This window comes from Paenarthrobacter nitroguajacolicus (genome assembly GCF_007786235.1).
GTDB classification, from domain to species: Bacteria; Actinomycetota; Actinomycetes; order Actinomycetales; family Micrococcaceae; genus Arthrobacter; species Arthrobacter nitroguajacolicus_A.
Genome location: NZ_VNFK01000005.1, coordinates 108,504 through 128,136 on the forward strand (window position 1 = coordinate 108,504; position 19,633 = coordinate 128,136).

General features: G+C 63.6%; 18 protein-coding genes. 5 read left to right on the top strand and 13 right to left on the bottom strand.

All coding sequences use genetic code 11. The annotated features are described in order from the left end of the window. Positions 1-89: 89 nt before the first annotated feature. Together FQP90_RS08045 and FQP90_RS08050 are read right to left on the bottom strand one after the other, a co-directional pair. A complete protein-coding gene (locus FQP90_RS08045; protein WP_144649213.1) occupies positions 90-1,544 on the bottom strand; it encodes an amino acid permease in 1,455 nt (484 codons plus the stop codon). Between the two features lie 254 nt (positions 1,545-1,798). Continuing rightward, entirely contained in the window at positions 1,799-2,740 is a 942-nt protein-coding gene (locus FQP90_RS08050; RefSeq protein ID WP_144649214.1) for an aminodeoxychorismate lyase, read from the bottom strand. Between the two features lie 87 nt (positions 2,741-2,827). Between FQP90_RS08050 and cls the strand changes: the two genes are divergently transcribed. Beyond that, on the top strand, positions 2,828-4,300 hold the full coding sequence (gene cls, locus FQP90_RS08055; RefSeq protein WP_144649215.1) for a cardiolipin synthase: 1,473 nt from the start codon (positions 2,828-2,830) through the stop codon (positions 4,298-4,300). Positions 4,301-4,329: 29 nt separating this feature from the next. On the opposite strand, the gene pabB is transcribed toward cls, so the two are convergent. Beyond that, positions 4,330-6,408, bottom strand: a complete 2,079-nt coding sequence (pabB, locus tag FQP90_RS08060; protein ID WP_144649216.1) for an aminodeoxychorismate synthase component I — start codon at positions 6,406-6,408, stop codon at positions 4,330-4,332. Continuing rightward, positions 6,405-6,965 (bottom strand): low molecular weight protein-tyrosine-phosphatase, encoded by a 561-nt coding sequence (locus FQP90_RS08065; protein ID WP_144649217.1) that lies wholly within the window; start codon positions 6,963-6,965, stop codon positions 6,405-6,407. Before FQP90_RS08065 ends, pabB begins: the two co-directional genes overlap by 4 nt. Positions 6,966-7,206: 241 nt before the next feature. Between FQP90_RS08065 and FQP90_RS08070 the strand changes: the two genes are divergently transcribed. Continuing rightward, complete coding sequence (locus tag FQP90_RS08070) at positions 7,207-8,703, top strand: M60 family metallopeptidase (RefSeq protein ID WP_144649218.1); 1,497 nt, start codon at positions 7,207-7,209, stop codon at positions 8,701-8,703. A gap of 3 nt (positions 8,704-8,706) precedes the next feature. On the opposite strand, the gene FQP90_RS08075 is transcribed toward FQP90_RS08070, so the two are convergent. After that, positions 8,707-9,327 carry a TetR/AcrR family transcriptional regulator gene (locus FQP90_RS08075; RefSeq protein ID WP_144649219.1) on the bottom strand — a complete coding sequence of 207 codons (621 nt, stop codon included), beginning with the start codon at positions 9,325-9,327 and terminating at the stop codon, positions 8,707-8,709. Between the two features lie 99 nt (positions 9,328-9,426). Between FQP90_RS08075 and FQP90_RS08080 the strand changes: the two genes are divergently transcribed. Beyond that, the gene (locus FQP90_RS08080; RefSeq protein WP_144649220.1) at positions 9,427-9,741 is read left to right on the top strand and encodes a hypothetical protein; all 315 of its coding nucleotides are present in this window, start codon (positions 9,427-9,429) and stop codon (positions 9,739-9,741) included. Between the two features lie 78 nt (positions 9,742-9,819). Here FQP90_RS08080 and FQP90_RS08085 read toward each other — a convergent pair whose 3' ends face one another. Genes FQP90_RS08085 through uriH form a run of 3 tightly spaced genes read right to left on the bottom strand, consistent with a single transcriptional unit; the run spans position 9,820 to position 13,225 of the window. Further along, a complete protein-coding gene (locus FQP90_RS08085) occupies positions 9,820-10,776 on the bottom strand; it encodes a ribokinase (RefSeq protein WP_144649221.1) in 957 nt (318 codons plus the stop codon). Continuing rightward, entirely contained in the window at positions 10,773-12,218 is a 1,446-nt protein-coding gene (gene uriT, locus FQP90_RS08090) for a uridine transporter UriT (protein WP_144649222.1), read from the bottom strand. Before uriT ends, FQP90_RS08085 begins: the two co-directional genes overlap by 4 nt. Continuing rightward, positions 12,218-13,225 (bottom strand): uridine-preferring nucleoside hydrolase UriH, encoded by a 1,008-nt coding sequence (gene uriH / locus FQP90_RS08095; RefSeq protein ID WP_144649490.1) that lies wholly within the window; start codon positions 13,223-13,225, stop codon positions 12,218-12,220. The genes uriT and uriH overlap by 1 nt, the downstream gene beginning before the upstream one ends. A 189-nt stretch (positions 13,226-13,414) precedes the next feature. Between uriH and FQP90_RS08100 the strand changes: the two genes are divergently transcribed. Next, a complete protein-coding gene (locus FQP90_RS08100; RefSeq protein WP_144649223.1) occupies positions 13,415-14,443 on the top strand; it encodes a LacI family DNA-binding transcriptional regulator in 1,029 nt (342 codons plus the stop codon). On the opposite strand, the gene FQP90_RS08105 is transcribed toward FQP90_RS08100, so the two are convergent. The 3 genes from FQP90_RS08105 to FQP90_RS08115 are packed head-to-tail and all read right to left on the bottom strand — an operon-like array spanning position 14,433 to position 16,175. Further along, the gene (locus FQP90_RS08105; RefSeq protein ID WP_144649224.1) at positions 14,433-15,146 is read right to left on the bottom strand and encodes an ASCH domain-containing protein; all 714 of its coding nucleotides are present in this window, start codon (positions 15,144-15,146) and stop codon (positions 14,433-14,435) included. The genes FQP90_RS08100 and FQP90_RS08105 overlap by 11 nt on opposite strands. A 29-nt stretch (positions 15,147-15,175) precedes the next feature. Next, positions 15,176-15,529, bottom strand: coding sequence for a hypothetical protein (locus FQP90_RS08110; protein ID WP_144649225.1), 354 nt, complete (start codon positions 15,527-15,529; stop codon positions 15,176-15,178). A gap of 22 nt (positions 15,530-15,551) precedes the next feature. Further along, on the bottom strand, positions 15,552-16,175 hold the full coding sequence (locus FQP90_RS08115; protein WP_208759966.1) for a LysE family transporter: 624 nt from the start codon (positions 16,173-16,175) through the stop codon (positions 15,552-15,554). A 188-nt stretch (positions 16,176-16,363) separates the two neighbouring features. Here FQP90_RS08115 and FQP90_RS08120 point away from each other — a divergent pair, with 188 nt between their 5' ends. Beyond that, positions 16,364-17,419 carry a DNA polymerase IV gene (locus tag FQP90_RS08120; protein WP_144649492.1) on the top strand — a complete coding sequence of 352 codons (1,056 nt, stop codon included), beginning with the start codon at positions 16,364-16,366 and terminating at the stop codon, positions 17,417-17,419. A gap of 29 nt (positions 17,420-17,448) precedes the next feature. On the opposite strand, the gene FQP90_RS08125 is transcribed toward FQP90_RS08120, so the two are convergent. After that, complete coding sequence (locus tag FQP90_RS08125; RefSeq protein WP_144649227.1) at positions 17,449-18,432, bottom strand: aldo/keto reductase; 984 nt, start codon at positions 18,430-18,432, stop codon at positions 17,449-17,451. Positions 18,433-18,450: 18 nt separating this feature from the next. Continuing rightward, positions 18,451-19,623, bottom strand: coding sequence for an RNA polymerase sigma factor (locus FQP90_RS08130; protein WP_144649228.1), 1,173 nt, complete (start codon positions 19,621-19,623; stop codon positions 18,451-18,453). Positions 19,624-19,633: the final 10 nt, after the last annotated feature.

The following is a 19,633-nucleotide window of genomic DNA, read 5'->3' on the forward strand; positions in this document are numbered from 1 at the left end:
CGCCTCGACCCGCCCCTCTGGAGGGCGTGTCGAGGCGGCCGGCGATTCAAAGTAGGTGGTGGGGGACCGGGGTCGGGAAGCCGCGAATACTAAGCGTCGACGACCTTCTTGAGCGACCGGCGTCGGCCGTATTTGAAGTAGAAGAACGCGTAGCAGGCCCCCACAAAGGGAACACCGAAGAGCAGCGCTGCCACTTGATTGGGGTCGAACGCGATGCCGATCAGCGAAACAACGCACAGCGCAAAGGCGAGGATCGGAACCAACGGGAACAGCGGAGCCTTGTAGGCCAGGGTGCTCAGGTCGCCACCGTTCTTCACGAAGGTCCGCCGGTAGATGAAGTGCGAGGCGACGATGGACATCCAGACGCCCACCGTTGCGAAACCCGCCACGGAGACGAGCACCAGGTAGACGGTGGCTGGCGCCACCACGCTGCTGATCAGCGACGCGAGGCCGCCGAGCATGCTCACGCAGAGGGCAACCATGGGGATGCCCCGCTTGGTCAACTTGCGGAACGCCTTGGGCGCATGGCCTTCGTCGGCCAACGAGAAGAGCATGCGGGCGCAGGAGAAGAGCCCACAGTTGCCGGCCGAGAGCAGCGCAGTGATGATCACGAAGTTCATGATGTCCGCTGCATACGGGATGCCGAGCATGGAGAAGACCGTCACGAACGGGCTCTCGTCCACGCTGACTTTCTCGTAGGGAATGGTGGCCGCGATAACCGTGATGGCCCCGACGAAGAAGATCAGCAGCCGGATGACCGTGGTCCGCATGGCCTTGGGGATGTTCGCGCCCGGGTTGGCCGTTTCGCCGGCAGCGACGCCGATCAACTCGGAGCCGGAGAAGGCGTAGAAAACGGCCAGGCACGTGACGAAGACACCCGTGAAGCCGTTCGGGAACAGTCCGTCCGAGGTGGCGAAGTTCTCGCCGAATGACGGGTAGTCGCCCGCGGCAAGGGGATGGAAGCCTGCCAGCGCAGCGCCGCCCAGGATGATGAGGCCGACGACGGCGGCGACCTTGATGAGCGCGAACCAGAACTCCGATTCACCAAAGACACGCGATGAGATGGCGTTCAGTGTGAACAGGACGGTGGCGAACACGAAACACCAGATCCAGACGTCGACGCCTGGGAACCAGCGCTGCATGAGTAGGCCCGCTGCGGTGAATTCGGAGCCCAAAGCCACCGCCCAGCAGAGCCAATACAGCCAAGCGGTAGCAAAACCGGTGGCTGGGCCGATGGTTCGGGCAGCGTAGATGTGGAAAGCGCCTGACACGGGGAACGCTACGGCGAGCTCCCCGAGGCATGCCATTACCAAGTAAACGACTACGGCGCCGATGAGGAAGGCAATCACGGCACCCAGCGGGCCGGCAGTTGCGATGGTGTATCCGGAACTGACGAACAGGCCTGAGCCGATGACGCCACCCATGGCGATCATCACCAGGTGCCGGGCCTCCATGGACCGGCGGAGTCCTGGCTGTGAGGCGCCAGTCTGGGACTGTGCCTCGGTTGCCGATGCTTCGGCTTTTGTGGGGGAGCTGAGTCCCATGTTCCCTCCGGGAAGTTAGCCAGCAAAGTCTGAAGTAGTGCCAGGAGGACGTGATCCAACTAACACGAGAACAAGATTCATCACATGACGGACGGCCAATTCAAGGAGGATAAGAAACGCGATTTCACGCGCAAACCGCCCAAGGCCGAGACTAAGATTTGCTAATCATTGAGTCATGCGAGCGATTACTCTACTTGCGACCTGCTAGGTTCCAAGCGGAGCTTCGTAGGCAGCCGCCTCCGAAGCCGAGTGATTTACTCGATCCCCGCGAACAGTTCATTCAATTCTGCGGTGAGTTGTTTGCGCACGGCCGGGGTGCCGATTTCCTTGCCGTTGATGTGGTTGACCGGGGCGATCAAACGGATGCTTGAGATGAGCCACACGGCGTCGGCATCGAACAGGTCCTGCGGCACAAGGGGTCCGTAGCCAAGCTCCCAGCCGGCAGCTTTCGCCGCCGCGAACAGCGCCCCCTGCGAGGTGCCCGGGAGGATGCCACTGTCATGCTGCGGCGTGATGAGGCGCCGGACAGTCCGGACTGAACCGTCGCCGTCGTCGACTGTTTCAAGGTGGGCCAACAGCACAGTGGATGTCGGCCCTTCCAGGACGCGGCCGTCGGTGGAAGTGAAGATCGCGTCATCGGCGCCCTGTTTGTGGGCGTAGCGCAGCGCAGCCATGTTGACGGCGTAGGAGAGCGTCTTGGCGCCCAGCAGCAGCCAAGGCGCGCGCTCACCGGCTTCGGTATCGAAGCCGCGGTCCAACAGCACGACGTCGATACCCGTCTCGCGTTGCCGGCGACTCCCTGCGGGTGAGGGCGAAGCCTGAACCCAGCAGGTGGGGCTGGCGGCGCCTTCGACGCCGCGGGTGACGATCAGCTTGACGACGACCTCGTCCTCCTCCGGGGTGGGGGCGGGGTGGACATTGCGGAATTCGTTGATGGCAGTGTCGATCGCCTTGCGCCACGCGTCCTGCTCCGGGAGTGCCAGGTCCAGTGCTGCCGCGGAGCTGCCCAGCCGGTTCAGGTGTGCCTGGACCTTGCGGGGACGTCCTTGGACAGCCAAAAGGGATTCGAAGACGCCGTCGCCGCGCGTGGCGCCCAAGTCCGTTGCCATGAGCTGGGGTTGGCTGGAGTCGGCGATTCGGCCGTTTTCGAAGGCGGGGTCCAGGAAAACAAGGACCGTCGGAGCAGGTGAAGTCATGCCCCCAGCTTAGTGCGGACCCGGTGGAGGGGACTTTGCCGGATAGGCTGTGGTCACTGTTGTTCATGAACTGTGGGGGTTTGTCGGGTGCTCTTTCCTTTTCCGTTTGGCCAGGAGTGGACCTGGTTACTGGGCGTGTGGGCCATTGCGGAAGTCATCATGCGCATAGTGTTGCTGGGCATCATTCCCGGTAACCGACGCCCCACCACAGCCATGGCCTGGCTGTTGGCTGTGTTCCTGATCCCTTCCGTGGGTTTTGTCCTGTTCCTGCTCTTTGGAAATTTCAAGCTGTCCAAGCGCCGGCGTGAGCAGCAGGAAGAAGTCAATCGACGCGTCCGTGCTGTCACCTCGGACCTCGCGGACCCCGTGAGCGTCTACTCCGGTCCGGAGTGGGTGAAGTCTGCGGGGGAACTGAACCATCGGCTCGGTTCGCTGCCCATGGTGGACGGCAACAAGGTGGAGCTCATTCCCGGATATGAGGAATCCATCAAGGCCATGGCCCAAGCGGTCAGCGGTGCCAAGAGCTACGTCAATGCCGAGTTCTACATCATGAGCAGCGACTCCGTGACGGACGAGCTGCTCACCGAACTGGAGAAGGCAGCTGATCGGGGTGTCACCGTCAGGCTGCTCTTCGACCACATCGGAACACTGCGCGTCAAGGGGTACCGTCGCCTGATCCGTAGGCTCAAGGCAGGCAAGATCCAGTGGAAGCGGATGCTCCCGCTGCTGCCCATCCACGGCCAATGGCGACGCCCGGACCTCCGGAACCACCGCAAGATCATGGTGATCGACGGCGAGGTTGCGTTCACCGGCTCGCAAAACCTGATCGAGCCCTCCTACAACAACCCCAAGCACCACAAGGTGGGCCGCAAATGGGTTGAGCTCATGTCCCGCCTTGAAGGCCCGATCGTGGCCACGCTGAACGTCGTCTTCGCCACGGACTGGCTGAGTGAAACGGACGAGTCCCTGGAAGACCAGCTGCGCCTGCCAACCCAGCCGTCGCCGGGTAAGGTGACGGCGCAGGTGGTACCAAGCGGGCCGGGATTCGCCACCGAAAACAACCTTCGCCTGTTCAATACGCTCATCTACTCGGCACAGCACCGAATCTCCATTTGCAGCCCGTACTTCGTGCCCGACGACTCATTGCTGTACGCCATCACCACAGCGGCGCAGCGGGGCGTGGACGTTGAGCTCTTCGTGTCCGAGAAGGGCGACCAGTTCCTGGTCCACCATGCGCAGAGGTCCTACTACGAGGCCCTGCTGGAAGCTGGAGTGCGTATCTACCTGTACCGGGCTCCGTACGTCCTCCACGCCAAGCACTTCACCATTGATGACGAGGTGGCGGTTCTTGGCTCCAGCAACATGGACATGCGCTCCTTCTCCCTGAACATGGAGGTTTCGGTGATGCTCCTGGGTGCCGAAACCGTGACCCTCATGCGTGCCGTGGAGTCCACGTATCGCGAGGTGTCCCGTGAGCTTATGTTGGATGACTGGATGGACAGGCCCCCGCTGGCCAAGTATGTGGATAACGTGGCCAGATTGACGGCCACGCTCCAGTAGCCCTCAACAGAGGAAATCACCTCGGGAAATCAGCCGGGAAATTCAGCGCCCAGCGTGGACAGCACCCCGAATGCCTTGGTCCGGATTTCCTCGTACTCGTCGTCGGCCACGGAGTCAGCTGTAATGGCCCCGCCCACGCCGAGGCTCAGCGTTGGTCCGTCGGCACCGTCGGGGTTCACCACCAGGGTACGGATCACCACCGCGAGGTCTGTTGCCGCGTTCAGGGAAAAGTAGCCAATGGCGCCCGAGTAGATGCCTCGTGGCCCCGATTCCAGCTGATCCAGGATGTCCATGGTGCTGATCTTGGGCGCTCCCGTCATGGAGCCGGCCGGGAAGGCAGCCGCCACGGCTTCGGCTCGAGGGGCCCCGGGACGTAGGTGCGCATCCACGGTGCTCACCATTTGGTGGACGGTGGCGTAGCTTTCGATCACGCAGAGTCGGCTAACGGTGACGGATCCCGGGATGGCGAAGTGGCTGAGGTCGTTGCGCAGCAGGTCCACGATCATGATGTTCTCGGCGCGGTCCTTCAGGGACGTCTCAAGGTCGTGCCTCAAGGCATCGTCCTCATGCGGATCAGCAGCCCGGCCCCGGGTTCCCTTGATCGGCTCGGCGCGCATACCGCCGTCGGACAGGATACGGAGGAAACGTTCGGGCGATGTGCTGGCCACCACAAGTTCGCCAAACCGGAGGTAACTGGCGAACGGAGCCGGGTTCCGGCGTCGAAGGGCCAGGTAGCTCTGCCATGGATCAAGGTCCCCGGCGGGCGCTTCGAGGGTAGTGGTCAGGCAGACCTCATAGGTGTTGCCTTCGCTGATCTGGTGCTGGGAGTCGGCGATCTTGCGCTTGTAGTCCGTTGCGGAATCCCTGCTGGCGAACTCGGGGGCAGCGGACGCCGGGACAGCGGACGCCGGGACAGCGGACGCTGGGACAGCGGCTGAAGCGGCACCGCCGCCTGCGTCAACGCCACCGGAAGCCCCGACGACGGCGGCGCGCGCCTCGCGGAGCCACGCATCGGCGTCGGGCGCGTCCAGAGCGAGCAGCCACACGGTGCGCTCACGGTGGTCCAGCACCACGGCCCGTCCAGCGAAGAGCAGGGCAGCGTCAGGGGTGTCGGACTGGACGTCGTTGCCGCCGGTTTCGCGCTTGAGTTCGTAGCCCAGGAAGCCGAGCCAGCCGAGCGTGAATTGACCGTCGTAGCCGCGAGGTGCGCGGACGGCCCGGCGGCCCCAGACGGAATCGAGCCAGCGGAAAAATGGCCCGGACGTGGTCACCGTGGCGGTGCCTGCGGTCACCTGGGTAGCCCCGGACCGGTGCAGAACCGACTGGCCGTACGTGCCGCCGTCGTCGGCCAGGATGCTGAAGCGGCTGCGGGCAGCGGCCTGGGACCTGCCGGCGACCACCGAGGCGTTGGAGGAATCGAGCCAGGCGGCGTTCGCCGAGCGGCCGTAGAGTGCCTCGAACAGCAGCGCCGCGTCAGGCGTTGCATCCAGACGCTCGGAGCGAAGCTGCAATCCGCGTCGTGCGCTGAGCTCGGGTGAGAGGATCGCCGCGAGCGGTGGCAGATACATGAGGGCCTGCAGGACATCGTCCGGCGCGCTTCCGTCGGCGAGATTCCGGACGTGGACGTCTGCAGCGCTGACCACCGAATCAGCCTCAAGCCAGTCATCCTCTTGGGCGGCCCAGCTGTCCCAGTACGGTTCGTAGGTGCTCCCGTCGCGCGTCAAAGCACGACGACGGCGATCGTCGCCGGGGGACTCGACCCACACCACGGCGTCCAGCATGGATCGGGCTGCGTCCGCTGCCGCTCCCACGCCTTCAACGATGACGATCTCGGCGGGCAGCGTGACGTTGAGTCCGCCGTCGTAGTGCTTTTCCCAATCCCAGCTGGTCCATTCCGCGGCCAGGCCTTCGCTCAGCGGCTTGAGGACCGTGGCGACGTAGCGCTCAATGCCCGGCATGAGGCCATTCCAGCCAGGGTAGATGTCCTCCAGGTGGAAGAGCGAGACTTTGTGGTGCTGCCGTAACCGGGCCGCCAGTTCAACGGCCAGCGTGGTCTTGCCTGCGCCGGACCTGCCGTCAACAGCGATGATCACGGGTGCAGGGGTCATGACATAGAGGTTACCTGCTGGTGCTCCGGGGCTTTGGCGCTGTCCGCGGCCGCGATCGCTGCCTTGGCGTGCTGGACGATCCCTGGGATGGCGGCCTTGATCAGCGTCCAGGTGTTGTCGAAGTCTGTGTGGCCGCCGTACCAAGGGTCCTCGATGCCCAAATCAAGGGAGCTGCGGCCCGCCATGCGCGGGTCGAAACTACGGAACATCCGTACTTTCTCCAACGACGCGCGGTCTGGAGCGCCTTCCTGGAGCCAGCCGAAGTGGTCTACATCGAGCGCGAGGATAAGGTCCCTCTCGGCGAACCATTCACGCCTCCACTGTCGGGCGATGTGGTCCTCGGAAGCTATGTGCTGGGCCGTCAGGACGCGGGCGGCTCGGGGGTCAATGGGATGCCCCACCTCGTACCCTGTGGTGCCCGCAGAATCGACTGCTACCAGCTTGCCGAGCCCCTCCGCTTCAAAGGCTTCGGTGAGCATGAGTGCTGCCATGGGCGAGCGGCAGATGTTTCCAGTGCAGACCGTGATGATGCGGTATGGGCTCGACGTTGAGTACATGCTGCAAGCATGGGTGATAGCACCCCTCCTTGGCTAGGGGGCCACTACACATGAAAGTCATTTTTGGTGTCGAATCTGTCACATAGTCCGCTATTGCGGCAGTAAACGCTTTCTATTTTGCCGTTTTTAGCATCTCTCTTGGTCTTATTTGCGGGGAAGTCTTGCGTTAATCAATAGTAAGCGCTTTCATTTTAACCCGTGAGGCTGGTCACAGTGATTGGCCCGGACTAAAGGATGATCCATGAGTGAAAGCCATAGCACTGTCCCCAATTCACATAAAGTCCAAAGCGCGGCGCTGCTGTCCTTGGGGCAGGCCACCATCAGCAGGCGGGGCGCATTGGGCGCCCTGGCGGTTGTTGCTGGAGGCGTGATGGTGCCGTGGGCCGCCGCGCCCGCCACGGCCGACACCCGAACCAGTCAATCGCGCAGCCAGATCGTCACCGCGATGCCGGATGCGCACGGCGCTGAGGAGGACAGGCTCCAGATTTCCTTGTGCAACACCAACCTGCAATCCACGGGCTTTTACCTGCCCGCCGGAACGGCCCTCACCGTGACGGTCAAAGCCATGACAGCGCCGAACGCGGTGCTGGTGGTCGGAGCCCCCGACGCCGACGCCCGCCCGGAATTCAAGAAGCCGCGTGAGTATGCGCTGAAGAAGGGTAAGAACGTCATCACCGATGCCGGCGGAGGGGTGATCTATTACAAAGTGATGGGAACCAGCGGCTACGTGAATGCCACACTCGACGCCGTGGCGCAGCCCATGCCGTACTTCGTGTACGGACGAACCAGCGAACTCGAATTCCAGCGCCAGCTCGATGAACGGCCAACTCCGTTCGTGGAACTGGTCAGTTCCCACGCCACGGTCACCGTGGAGCGCGCATCCGCCCTGCGGTACCGATCCGAGAATCACTCCGACTTGATGTTCACCTTCGAGGACCTGATCTCCATCGAGGACGTGACCAGTGGGTACGACGGTTCCAGCCCGCTCCATGCCCGCCAAGCCCACCCTTACCATTTGGTGGGGTACCCCTCGGCAATCGCCAACGTGGGAGCGTATGCCACCCACGGCCACACGTCCTATCCGCCGCCCATCCAGGATCGGCTCCTGACGGTGGAAGGGCTGCGCATGCGGGGATGGGGCGTCTATCACGAACTGGGTCACCAGCATCAACAGGTGACCTACAAGCCCACCTCCCTCACCGAGGTCACCGTGAACATCTACTCCCTCGCCGTGAATGCCAGTTTCGCCAAGAAATATGGTCAACAGCCCCGGCTGCACGTGCCGGATGGGACCACTGGCCTCACGCCGTGGGAGTCTGCAGTGCCGATGATCGGCAGTGAAGGCGTGGTGTACGGCACCACGTTCGACGGCATGGAGCGACTTGTGATGTTCGAACAGCTGCGCTTGGGCTTCAAGAACTTCTGGCCCACCATGCACAAGATCATCCGCGAAGAACGTCCTCCCAAGGGCGACTATTGGGATGAGGCCTACCGCCTGCGCAACTTCGTGGTCTGGGCGAGCAAAGCGGCAAAGGCGGACCTCAGCGACTTCTTCCTCAAGTGGGGCTTCGCGGTGGACGACGACGCCCGTGCCCAGATCGCAGCGGCAGGTCTCGTGCCGCCGTCGAGCGATCCCACGCTGATCCGTGATGAAGCGCAGCTCATGCTGGCCAAGCAGATCCAGGCGCAGAAGTCCCTCGCCGCGCGCTCGCAGTTCGACGAGGCCGGCGCCCAGTAGAAGCTAGGGGGTGGTCGCCGAAGCGTTGCTGACTTCTTGCGCTTCGGCGGCCAGCGCTGCGGCTGCCAGGTAAACGGTACGTACGACGGCGGCGCGTCGCCTTTCGGCCCGTCCCGGCTCGGCACCAGCCATCAATCCGTCGAGGGCGGGCAGTACCGGGGCGGCGTCGCAGAGGCTCACAATGGTGATGAGGAGATCGCCGGCATCTTCCCGTGAGATGCCGGGGAGAGCAGCGATGGTGCTGTTGACCTTCGATGCGCAGTTGGCCATTCGCTTCGGCAGGCCGACGACCTCCGTGCCCCGCTCCAGTCCTTCCCAGAACAGGAGGCGTGGTGCCGTGGCATCTTTCTGGTGATGGTCGAAGAGTCGGCCGGCATAGTCCGCCATGGCCTCGGGTCCGCTGCCTTCAATGGGAACCTCGTCCATGAGGGTGCTGAGGGCGGAGACGATGACGGCATCGAACAGCGCGTTCTTGTTGCCGAAGTATTGGTAGATCCGCTCCTTGTTGACGCCTGCTTCCGCCGCAATGCGGTCAATGCGGGCACCCGCCAGTCCACGCGTGCAGAACTCGGACGTGGCTGCCTGAAGCAGCAGTCCCTTGGTTCGCTCTGTGTCCCATGCCATAGGGTCATATTAGCAGTTTCCAACTAGCTGGTTGTAATTGTTCCCGGACGCGGTTATGGTGATTCCAAGCCAAAAGCAACCGTTTAGTTGGAGAATGCCATGACAGCCCAAGCATCGTCTGAAATTCCTGCTGAGTCCACCGCCGTGGCCCCGGCCCGCCCGAAGGTGCCGTCCGTTCACATGCGTGCCCTCATCACGTGGCTAGCGATCTTCCCCCTCGTTTCCCTGGGGATGCTGCTGCTCGGTCCCATCATGGAACCATGGCACCCCGTCCTGCGCGCACTCCTGCTGACTGCGCTGGTGGTCCCCGCGGCGGTCTACGTTGTGGTCCCTCGGCTCATGGCCGGCCACGGCGTCCTGAGTCGCAAGGTCGTGGAACGCGCTGCCCAACGCGCTGCCCGTAAGTCCGCTTAACCCAAGTAGGGGACAGCACATGCTCAAATGAGGGCTCATGAGAACGTGTGCTTTCCCCTGCTTGGGTGCCGCGCTCGGTTAGGACGTCAGCGCAGCCTCGACTTCTTCGCGGCTCGCGTACGCGGCCTGCGTGCCCTTCTTCGTGGCAGCCAACGCTGCGGCCACCGAGGCAAACGCTGCGGCAGCCGCGAGGGAATCACCAGCGGCCAGCCGCGCGGCCACGGCACCCGTAAAGGCGTCGCCGGCCCCGGTAGTATCCACGGCGTTGACGCGCGTCGGAGGGATGCGGGTGATTTGATCCTCGGCACCGCGGGCCTGTGAATCGAGCACCACGGAACCCTGGGAGCCGAGGGTCACCAGCACGCGCCGCAAACCCCGGTCGGCGAACTGGCTCCGGACCGGCTCCCAGGCTTCGGCCTCTGCGTCGGCGTCGGGAATGTCAGCCTCCGAGCCCAGGAACAGTGAAGCCTCGTGCGCATTCACCAGCAGCACGTCGCTCAACCCGGCCAGAACCTCCGGCACCTCAGCGTAGGGCGAGAGGTTCAGCAAGACTGCAGCTCCGGCGTAGTGCCCTGCTTGCGCGGCGGCAATCACGGTATCGATCCCCACCTCCAGGCAGAGGCAGACCACAGCGGCGTCGGCGAAAGCAGCGACATCCACGTCGGAAGGCCTCAGCGTCCCATTGGCCCCTGCCGAGATGATGATGCTGTTCTCCCCGCTCGCGTCCACGGAAATGACCGCTACGCCGGTGGAGGCATCGGAGCGCTGGACGCGGGAAACGTCCACCCCCGCGCTCGCCGTCGAGTCCAGGAGCATGGTGCCATTGGGGTCGTTGCCCACGGCGCCGATCAGGCTGACCTGACCACCGAGCTTGCTGGCAGCCACCGCCTGGTTGGCGCTCTTGCCGCCGGGATTCACCGCGAAGCCGTCGCCGTGGACCGTCTCACCGGGTTGCGGGAGGCGGTCGCAGTAGATGGTGAGGTCGGCGTTGAGGGAGCCGACGACGACGATTCCCGCCTTGGGTGCGTTGGTCATGCGGTCACCTTCTCGTTGTCGGACACTTCTGCGTCCACCGGCTTGGGGATCAGGAGCGAAGCGGCGAAGGCTGCGAAGGTGATGGCGAGCCCCACCACCACAACGGTCAGGTAGGAGGCTTTGTCGTCATTCAGCGAGGCCGTGGCGACGAGGACCGCGGGAAGGACCAGGAAGCTGAGCCCGGCACCGAGGTTGAAGGCGCCGGCGTTCATGCCCGGCAGGAAGCCAGGGTTGCCCTGCGGCGAGAGGACCACGCCGAGTCCGTTCAGCATGATGTTGACGGTACCGGCGTACATGATGCCCAGCAAGGCCGTTCCCACAATCATCATGGGCAGGCTGTTGAGGCCGAAGAACGCGATGATGGCCAGTGCAACAAGGCTGCCTACCAAGCCGATACGCAGGACCTTGGTGTAGCCGAGGACCGGTGCAAGGCGGCCGCTGATCGGGCCGAAGAGCCAGCCCAGGAGCGCATACGGGGTGAGGATGATGAGGGACATCTCCGTGGGGCCAACGCCGAAGCCCGGATCCGCTGCTTGGACGTAGGCCGGAACGATGCCGTTGATGACCGCGAAGATGCCGGTCATGGTGAGGGTGGTGGTCAGCAGCGGGGCCCACGTGGAGCGCTGGCGCAGGTGCACGGTTTCCACCATGGGCTGCTTGGCCCGCTTCTCAACAGTCCAGAAGGCAAAGAACGCGACGGCGGCAACCACCGTGAGTACGATCGCCAGGGTCAGGGTGCCGGCGTCGAAGGCCGTGGCCAGCTTGGAGCCTTCGTTCAGTGCCGTGAGCAGTGCGCCCACGGCGATCACAATGAAGAAGACACCCAGCCAGTCCATGGTGGTGCCGGCAGCGGGCTTGCTTTCGCCGGCCAGGATGGCGATGAGGACCGTGGCGACCAGCGCCAGGGCGACCATGAGCCAGAAGATGCTGCGGAAGCCGAAGTTTTCAGCGAAGTAACCGCCCACGAACGAGTCGACACCGGCCACGCCGCCGTTGACTGCGGTAATGAGGCCCATCAAGGTGCCGTATTTGCGCGGGTTGCTGACCGCGGAGCGAAGCATGATGAGACACAGCGGAACCGTGGGGCCGCTGACACCTTGGATGATGCGGCCCACGAAGAGCCACGTGACGTCAGGGGCCATGGCGGCGATGACGGAACCGACGGCCATGAGGAGCATCATGCCCACCAGGATCTTCTTGCGGCCAACGATGTCGCTCAGGCGCGGAAGGAAGAGCGAGAACAGGGCGGCAGCCGTGAAGAACCAGGTCTGGGAAAGGCCGATGGTGGCTTGATCCGTGTTGAGTTCGTTGCCCATGGTGACCAAGGCAGGGCTGAGCATGGAGGCGTTGAGCTGGAATGCCACGCAGGCTGCCAGCAGGGCAACCATCAGTGCGGTGACGTTGCCGCGGGAGGACTTGGTTTCAGATGCGAGCGACGACATTACTTGGCTTCTCCTGCCAGGATGGCCTCTGCGGTGGGGTTAGCGCCGGCGTCGAGCGTTGGTTCGCCAATCCTCACGATTGCGTCGGTGACCAGATCCCAGAACTTCTTGTGGTCCAGGTCAACAGCCACCGAGGTGTGGCAGTCCTCCGGCGCGGGCGCGCGGAAGTCGGCCACGGTCATGCCGAGGGTGAGCTTGCCCTGCAGTTCGATGTCTACGGGAACTTTGCGGGTGGTCATGACGGTGGGGTCGATCACGTAGGCCACGGCGCAGGGATCGTGGACCGGCGGGAAGTCGAAGCCCTGGGCGTCCTTATAGGTCTTCTTGAAGAATTCCATCAGTTCCAGGACGAACTTGGCCGGCTTGGTGCCGATGGCCGCGATACGGTCCACTACCTCGTCGGTAGCCAGTGCTTGGTGCGTGAGGTCGAGGCCGACCATCACCACGGGCCACTTTTCATTGAAGACGATGTGTGCGGCTTCGGGGTCGATGATGATGTTGAACTCGGCCACGGCGCTCCAGTTGCCCACGTGGTAACCGCCACCCATGAGGACAACTTCCTTGACTCGCTCCACGATGCGGGGTTCCTTGCGGGCGGCCATGGCGATGTTGGTGAGGCCCGCCGTGGGGACCAAAGTGACGGTGCCCGGCTCGTGAGCCATGACAGTTTCAATGATGAGGTCGACGGCGTGGCGCGGGTCCAGTTCGATGGCGGACTCGGGCTGCTCCGGGCCGTCCATGCCGGAGTCGCCGTGGATGCTGGGGGCGGTTTCGATGGTGCGGACCAAGGGGCGGTCGCAGCCAGCGGCGAACGGAACGCCGGTGATGCCCGCAATCGTGGCGACGGAGAGGGCGTTCCGGGTGACCTTCTCGAGTGTCTGGTTGCCCACCACTGTGGTCACGGCGAGCAGGTCGATGTCCGGGTTGCCGTGCGCCAGCAGCAATGCCACTGCGTCGTCATGGCCAGGGTCGCAGTCAAGAATGATCTTCTTGCGTGCCGGTGTCATGGTGTTGGGATCCACGTTTCTCTCCACGTCATTGGGGCCTGCCTGGAACTTGCCCGGGGCAGGGCGCTAAGCATTCAGGGGAATTCTGGCACTGCTTGATGGGTTACGTCAAACGCTTAACGTAGATCGCGTCAAGCGCTTGATGCCATGCGGCGGGCCTGATCGGCACAATCCCGCTACGATCGATGCATGGATACCCTGGATCGGCGCAACGCCCGCGCGCCCCGCGTCACCGCTGCGATGGTGGCCGCACGTGCCGGAGTTTCCACCGCGACGGTCTCCTTGGTGGCCAACGGCAAGACGCAGGGGCGGGTATCCGACGACAACATCTCCCGTGTCCGCACCGCGATCGCCGAACTGGGCTACGTGGTGGACAGCATCGGCAGTTCACTGGCACGCGGCGTCAGCTCAATCGTCATCCTGGTCACCCCGGACGTGTCCAACCCGTTCTTCGCCAACGTGATCTCGGGTGTTAGGGAATCCTTGGGACCCGAGTACCAACTGTTGCTTTCAGTGACTGATGCCGGTGAATCACCGCAGGCCGACGACGTCCGTAAATTGTTGGCGCTCCGTCCCGCCGGCCTGTTGGTGGGCGCCCCCAGCGCGCAATTTCTGGAAGACCTTTCCGCAGCCGGACCCTTGGTGTTGTTGGACGCGCCCGGGCTGGAGTCCTACGCGCCATCCGTGAACCTCGATGTGGCGCAAGGTGCCCGCGAGTTGGCCCGGCACCTGGCCGCGTCCGGGCACACGCATGCCGCTTACGTGGATGGCGTTACTGGGACCGCCACCTTCCAGTTGCGCCGGGAAGCCTTCCTGGAGGAAGCTTCCCGCTGCGGACTTTCGGTGGCTGACGGGCACGTCATCAGTACCTCCATCGACGTCGGTGCTGCTGCCGCCGCCTTCGCCGACGCTTGGCCGGACTGGCAGCGCGCAGGTGTGACCGCCGTCGTCTGCGGTACCGATACGCACGCCTATGGCGTGCTGCAGGAAGCGCGCGTGGCGGGTGTCCGCATCCCCGACGAGTTGGCTGTTGCTGGCTTCGACGACCTGCCATACTCCGCCACCAGCAACCCCAGCCTCACCACGGTGCACCTGCCGGCAACCCCGCTGGGACGCAAGGCGGGGGAGCAGCTGAAGGGTCTGATGGAGGGCCTTGCTTTGGACGAGCCCCACGTGACGCTGGAGAGTACGCTGGTGGTGCGGGGATCTACGGCGTAGCTACGCGAAAGTCCACGACGTCAACAAAGGTGTCGTCAGGCATGAGTGGATAGTGGGTTCGCAGGTCGTCAACGTAATTCTCGACAGTGTCGTCTTCCCTTAGACGGAGCCGCTCGATGGTCAGTTCGCTGAGGCGATATCGCTGGACCGTAAGAATTTGTCCCTGAAGCGGTTTGTGGGCGTCATCGTCCTCGAAGTAGAAGAGTGCAGGACCAACGGACAGGTGCTCGTCCCATCGGACCGACGAAGTCTTCACGCCGCTCACAATTGCATCGTAGTAGCGCTTGTTGAAGCGGAAAATCCGCTCGGCGTCGGCCTCTGGATGAACATACGATTCCGCAAGCAGTTTCCGTATTGAGTGCATTTGTGGACCGACCGCGGTTGGTACAGCGATGAGTATGTCCGGGTGCAAATCGAGCATCACTTGGCGGCATCGACCACACGGTGGAATCAACCCGCGGCCGTCACTTCCAGCCGCTGCCATCGTTACTAGTGGTCCCGTCTGGGCAGCGGCCGCAACACCCAACGTGACCAGCTCGGCACAGGGGCCGCCGGTGAAATGATGAACATTGACGGCCTCGTAGATGCGGCCGTTCGTGTCCATCGCGGCCGCAGCAACGGTATGGTTCGTGTCGCGGCCGAGGGTCTTGGCCAGCGCTTCAGCCGCCTCGATGACCCGACGTTCCGACTTCAAAGGTTCCATGAGTGAAGCCTCGCACACGAGATGGCGAACTACGGAGCCAGCGGGCGGAGTTGCTCTTCTGAGATGGGGTTCGTCACGGTGAAATAGACCTGAGGCGCCGTCATGTCTCCCCAGTCTTCCTTCTTCACCCGAACCGCGTCAGGCGTCACTTCGGCGATCCGAACACGCAGCCAAGCGCCGTCGTCGAGGAGTAATTCGTGGGGTTCGGCGAGGTAGCGCAGGCCGAGGTCATCGAGTGTTTCCTCGGCGGTGAACCAGTCCACGACATCTGTGCGTGGGCGTCCCAGCATGTCGATAGCGACAAATCCGTCGCTTACCGGCTTCATCCACCCCACGTGTTCGCCGTCGTCCGCACGTCGGTGCTCAATCCAGTCAGCTTCCATGACTTCGACGGTAGCACCGGGGTTAGTGGATGACCGCCAGCAGGATGCCGACCAGGACGAACAAGCAGCCGAAGACGCGGTTGAGGACTTTCTGGCCCTTTTGGTCATGGGTGAACCGTTGGAAGGACCGGGCTGCGAGGGCGAAGAAGAACCACATCACCATAATGTCGATGATGATGACCGTGGTGGTCAGCACCGCGTATTGCTGAAGCAGCGGCTGGTCCGGCCTGATGAACTGCGGCATGAAGGCCAGGAAGAAGACGATTGCCTTCGGGTTCAGCAGGTTCACCCAGATACCGCGCTGGAACATGGACAGGGCGGACTCGTTCTTCTTGTTCGCAACCTCTTCCTTGTCCAGATCAGGCTTGTGCAGGAACTGCCGGATGCCCAGGTACACCAAATAGGCCGCACCGGCGTAGCGGATGACGTTGAAGATCACCGGCGAGTTGGACACCAGCACGCCCACGCCCAAGGCGACGATCACGATGTGGATGACCAGGGCCACCTGTTGGCCGAGGATGCCCCAGATGGAGCGTCGGAAGCCGGAATTGAGCGAGTTGCTCATGGTGAAAATTGCACCGGCGCCGGGAGTGAAACTGATCAGGGTGCCAGCGCCAACCAGGGCCAGCCAAAGTGAAAACTGCACCACCTCAGCTTATGCCGGTGAAGGGGGTGCCCCGGACGCGGGCCTTCGCCACCCACTTTGACGGCGGGGGACAAGGAATGCACCCGGGATAGGTTGATTTCCCGGCCGGGGAAGTTCAAAGAAGGTGGTGAAGGTACAGCTCAGCGGGCCAGGTGAGGCACACTGGTGCCGTGAGCGGAATCCCGTGGGTGCTGCACGTCGATCTGGACCAGTTCATTGCCGCTGTCGAGATACTCCGGCGGCCCGAGCTTGCCGGAAAACCGGTCATAGTGGGCGGCAGGGGAGATCCCACCGAACGTGCTGTGGTGTCCACGGCGTCTTACGAAGCAAGGGCCTTCGGTGTTGGTTCAGGGATGCCGCTGCGCATCGCGGCGCGGAAAGTGCCGGACGCCATCATCCTGCCGGTCGACCAGGAAGCCTACCTTGCGGCTTCGGAAGTCGTGATGGCTACTCTCAGGGAGCAGCCCGGCGCCACTGTTCAGGTACTGGGGTGGGACGAAGCTTTTGTAGGCGTCGAGACCGAGGACGCAGAAACCTATGCCAAGCAGATCCAGGCTGCCGTCCTCGAGCAGACGCAGTTGCACTGCAGCGTGGGCATCGGCGACACCTTGGTCCGGGCAAAGAACGCGACGGACTTCGGTAAACCAGCAGGCATCTTCCGGCTCACCAAAGAGAACTGGCTTGACGTCATGGGCCACAGGCCCACCAGGGAGTTGTGGGGCGTCGGGCCCAAAGTGTCCCAGCGGTTGGCGAAGCATGACATCACCACTGTCGCTGAGCTCGCGGCGGTGGATCCCCAGGAATTGGTCCCGGAATTCGGCCCCAAGATGGGCCCTTGGTATGCGCAATTAGGGCGCGGAGAAGGTTCCAGCGAAGTGGATGACACTCCCTGGGTGGCCCGCGCGCACGGCCGTGAGACAACGTTTCAGCAGGACCTGACCGAGGCCGGGCAAATCGAGAACGCTCTCAGGGAGCTGACCGCACGCGTCCTGGAAGACGTCGCAGCGGAGGGGCGCCCGGTAATCGGGCTGACCCTCAAAGTCCGGTACGTGCCGTTCTTCACCAAGACGTATGCACGGAAGATCGCCGAGACCTTTGATCGCGAAGAGGTCTTGGCCCGGGTCCTTGACCTCACTGCCAAGATCGAGCCCGACCGCCCCATCCGGCTCCTGGGACTGCGCGCAGAAATGGCCATGCCGGAAGAGGCCCGGAAGGGTCACACGCCAACGCGAGGCGGTTGGTAGCAGGAGAACGCCCGACGCCGGCCTGCCGCCTACCAGCGCGGGTGAATCGCTGCGCGGAAGAAACGATCGTAGATGTCCCGGACTTCGTCGGCCAATCCAGCTCCGACGGCCTGCAGTTCCCCGGCTTCGGCGTTGGCACGTGCCTGGGACGCGGACCGGGCGCCGGGGATCACCGCAGTGACCCCATCCTGGGCGATGACCCAGGCGAGGGCCGCTTGCACGGTGGTGACGCCGTCGGGCACCAAAGCGCTGAACTCCTGGGCGGCCTTGACGCCAGTGGCGAAGTCCACGCCGGAGAACGTCTCGCCGACGTCGAAGGAAGATCCATCGCGGTTGTAGTTCCGGTGGTCGTCGGCGGGAAACTCGGTGTCCTTCGTGTACTTTCCGGACAGCAAACCGGAGGCCAGGGGCACTCGCGCGATGATGCCTACGCCGGCTTCCTTCGCTGCCGGCAGCACCTCATCGAGGGGCTTGAGGCGGAAGGCGTTGAGGATGATCTGCACGGAGGCAGTGTTCCCGCGCTTGATGGCCTCGAGGGCCTCATCGGTCCGCTCGACGCTGACGCCGTAGTTGCGGATGGCTCCTTCGCTGACCAAGGTATCCAGTGCGTCGTAGACCTCCGAGTTGCTGTAGACGGCGGTGGGAGGGCAGTGCAGTTGGACGAGGTCCAGGGTGTCCTGCTGCAGGTTGCGGCGCGAGCGGTCGGTCCAGGCGCGGAAGTTGTCCAGCGTGTAGTTCTCCGGAACCTGGTCCATGCGGCGCCCCATTTTGGTGGCCACCGTGATGTCGAGGTCCGGATGGGCACGGAGGAAGCGACCGATGAATTCCTCGCTCCGCCCATCTCCGTAGACGTCGGCGGTGTCGAAGAAATTGACGCCGCCTTCTATTGAGGCATCCAGCACGGCAAAGGCGTCGTCTTCGGTGACGTCACCCCAGTCGGCGCCGAGTTGCCATGTGCCCAAGCCCACGGTGGAGACGGATCGGCCGGTCTTGCCAAGTATGCGCTGTTCCATGGGTTCGACTATAGGCGCTCATGTGGTGTCCAGCCCCGCCACTTTGCCCATCAAGTACCGCCGCTCCTGCAAACTGGCCGTCTTTTTCGCAGCGGCCAGGTACGCGGCGCGCGCCTCCACATACCGGCCCGCCATTTCCAGCAGGTGGCCCCGCACAGCGTCCAAACGGTGTGACCGCGCCAGCGCGGAATCCAACCCGGCCAACAACTCCAGCCCGGCAGCAGGTCCGTGCACCATGGCGACAGCAACTGCCCGGTTCAGCGTCACCACAGGGCCGGGCGCGACGGCCTCAAGAACTGTGTACAGGGCCAGGATCTGCGGCCAATCGGTTTGGGCGTCAGACGCAGCTTCCGCATGCACGGCGGCAATCGCGGCCTGAAGTTGGTACGGCCCAGCCGCGCCACGTCCCAAGACGGAAGAGAGCAGCGCGATGCCCTCCTCGATCTGCCCTCGATTCCACAAACTTCGATCCTGCTCAGCCAGCGGCACCGGCATCCCGTCCGCCAGCGCCCGGGCGGCACGACGGGAATCCGTCAGCAGCATCAGCGCCAGCAGCCCGGCCGCCTCCAGCTCACGTGGCGCGGCAGCCACCACCATGCGCGTCAGTCGGATGGCCTCCGTGGTGAGGTCCTCTCGCTGCAAGGAGGGGCCGGAGCTTGCTGCGTAGCCTTCGTTGAAGATCAGGTACAGGACGTGAAGTACGACGCCGAGCCTTGCCTTCTGCTCGGACGCTGGCGGCATGCTGAAGGTGGCTCCGGCTTTTTGGATTCCTTGCTTCGCGCGGCTGATGCGTTGGCCCATGGTCGCCTCGGGGACCAAGAAGGCAGAGGCGATTTCCGCCGTCGTGAGTCCTCCAACTGCGCGCAGCGTTAAAGCGAGTTGCGATGGTGCCGATAGTGCAGGGTGGCAGCAGAGGAACATGAGAATAAGGGTGTCGTCTGTTTCCGGGACGGCGCTGTGCTGAAACTCCATGGCCGCAACGCGTTCCTCCCGTGAGCGTCGGGCGCTTTCGCTTCGCCAGTAATCAACCAGCCGGCGGGACGCGACCGCCATCAGCCAGGCTTTCGGGTCGCGCGGTAACTCGGACGGCCACTGCAGGGCGGCTTCCAAAAGTGCTTCCTGGACGGCGTCCTCGCATGCGTCAAATTGGCCGTAGGTGCGTGCCAGCACGCCGAGGACCTGCGGCGCCAAGGTGCGCAGC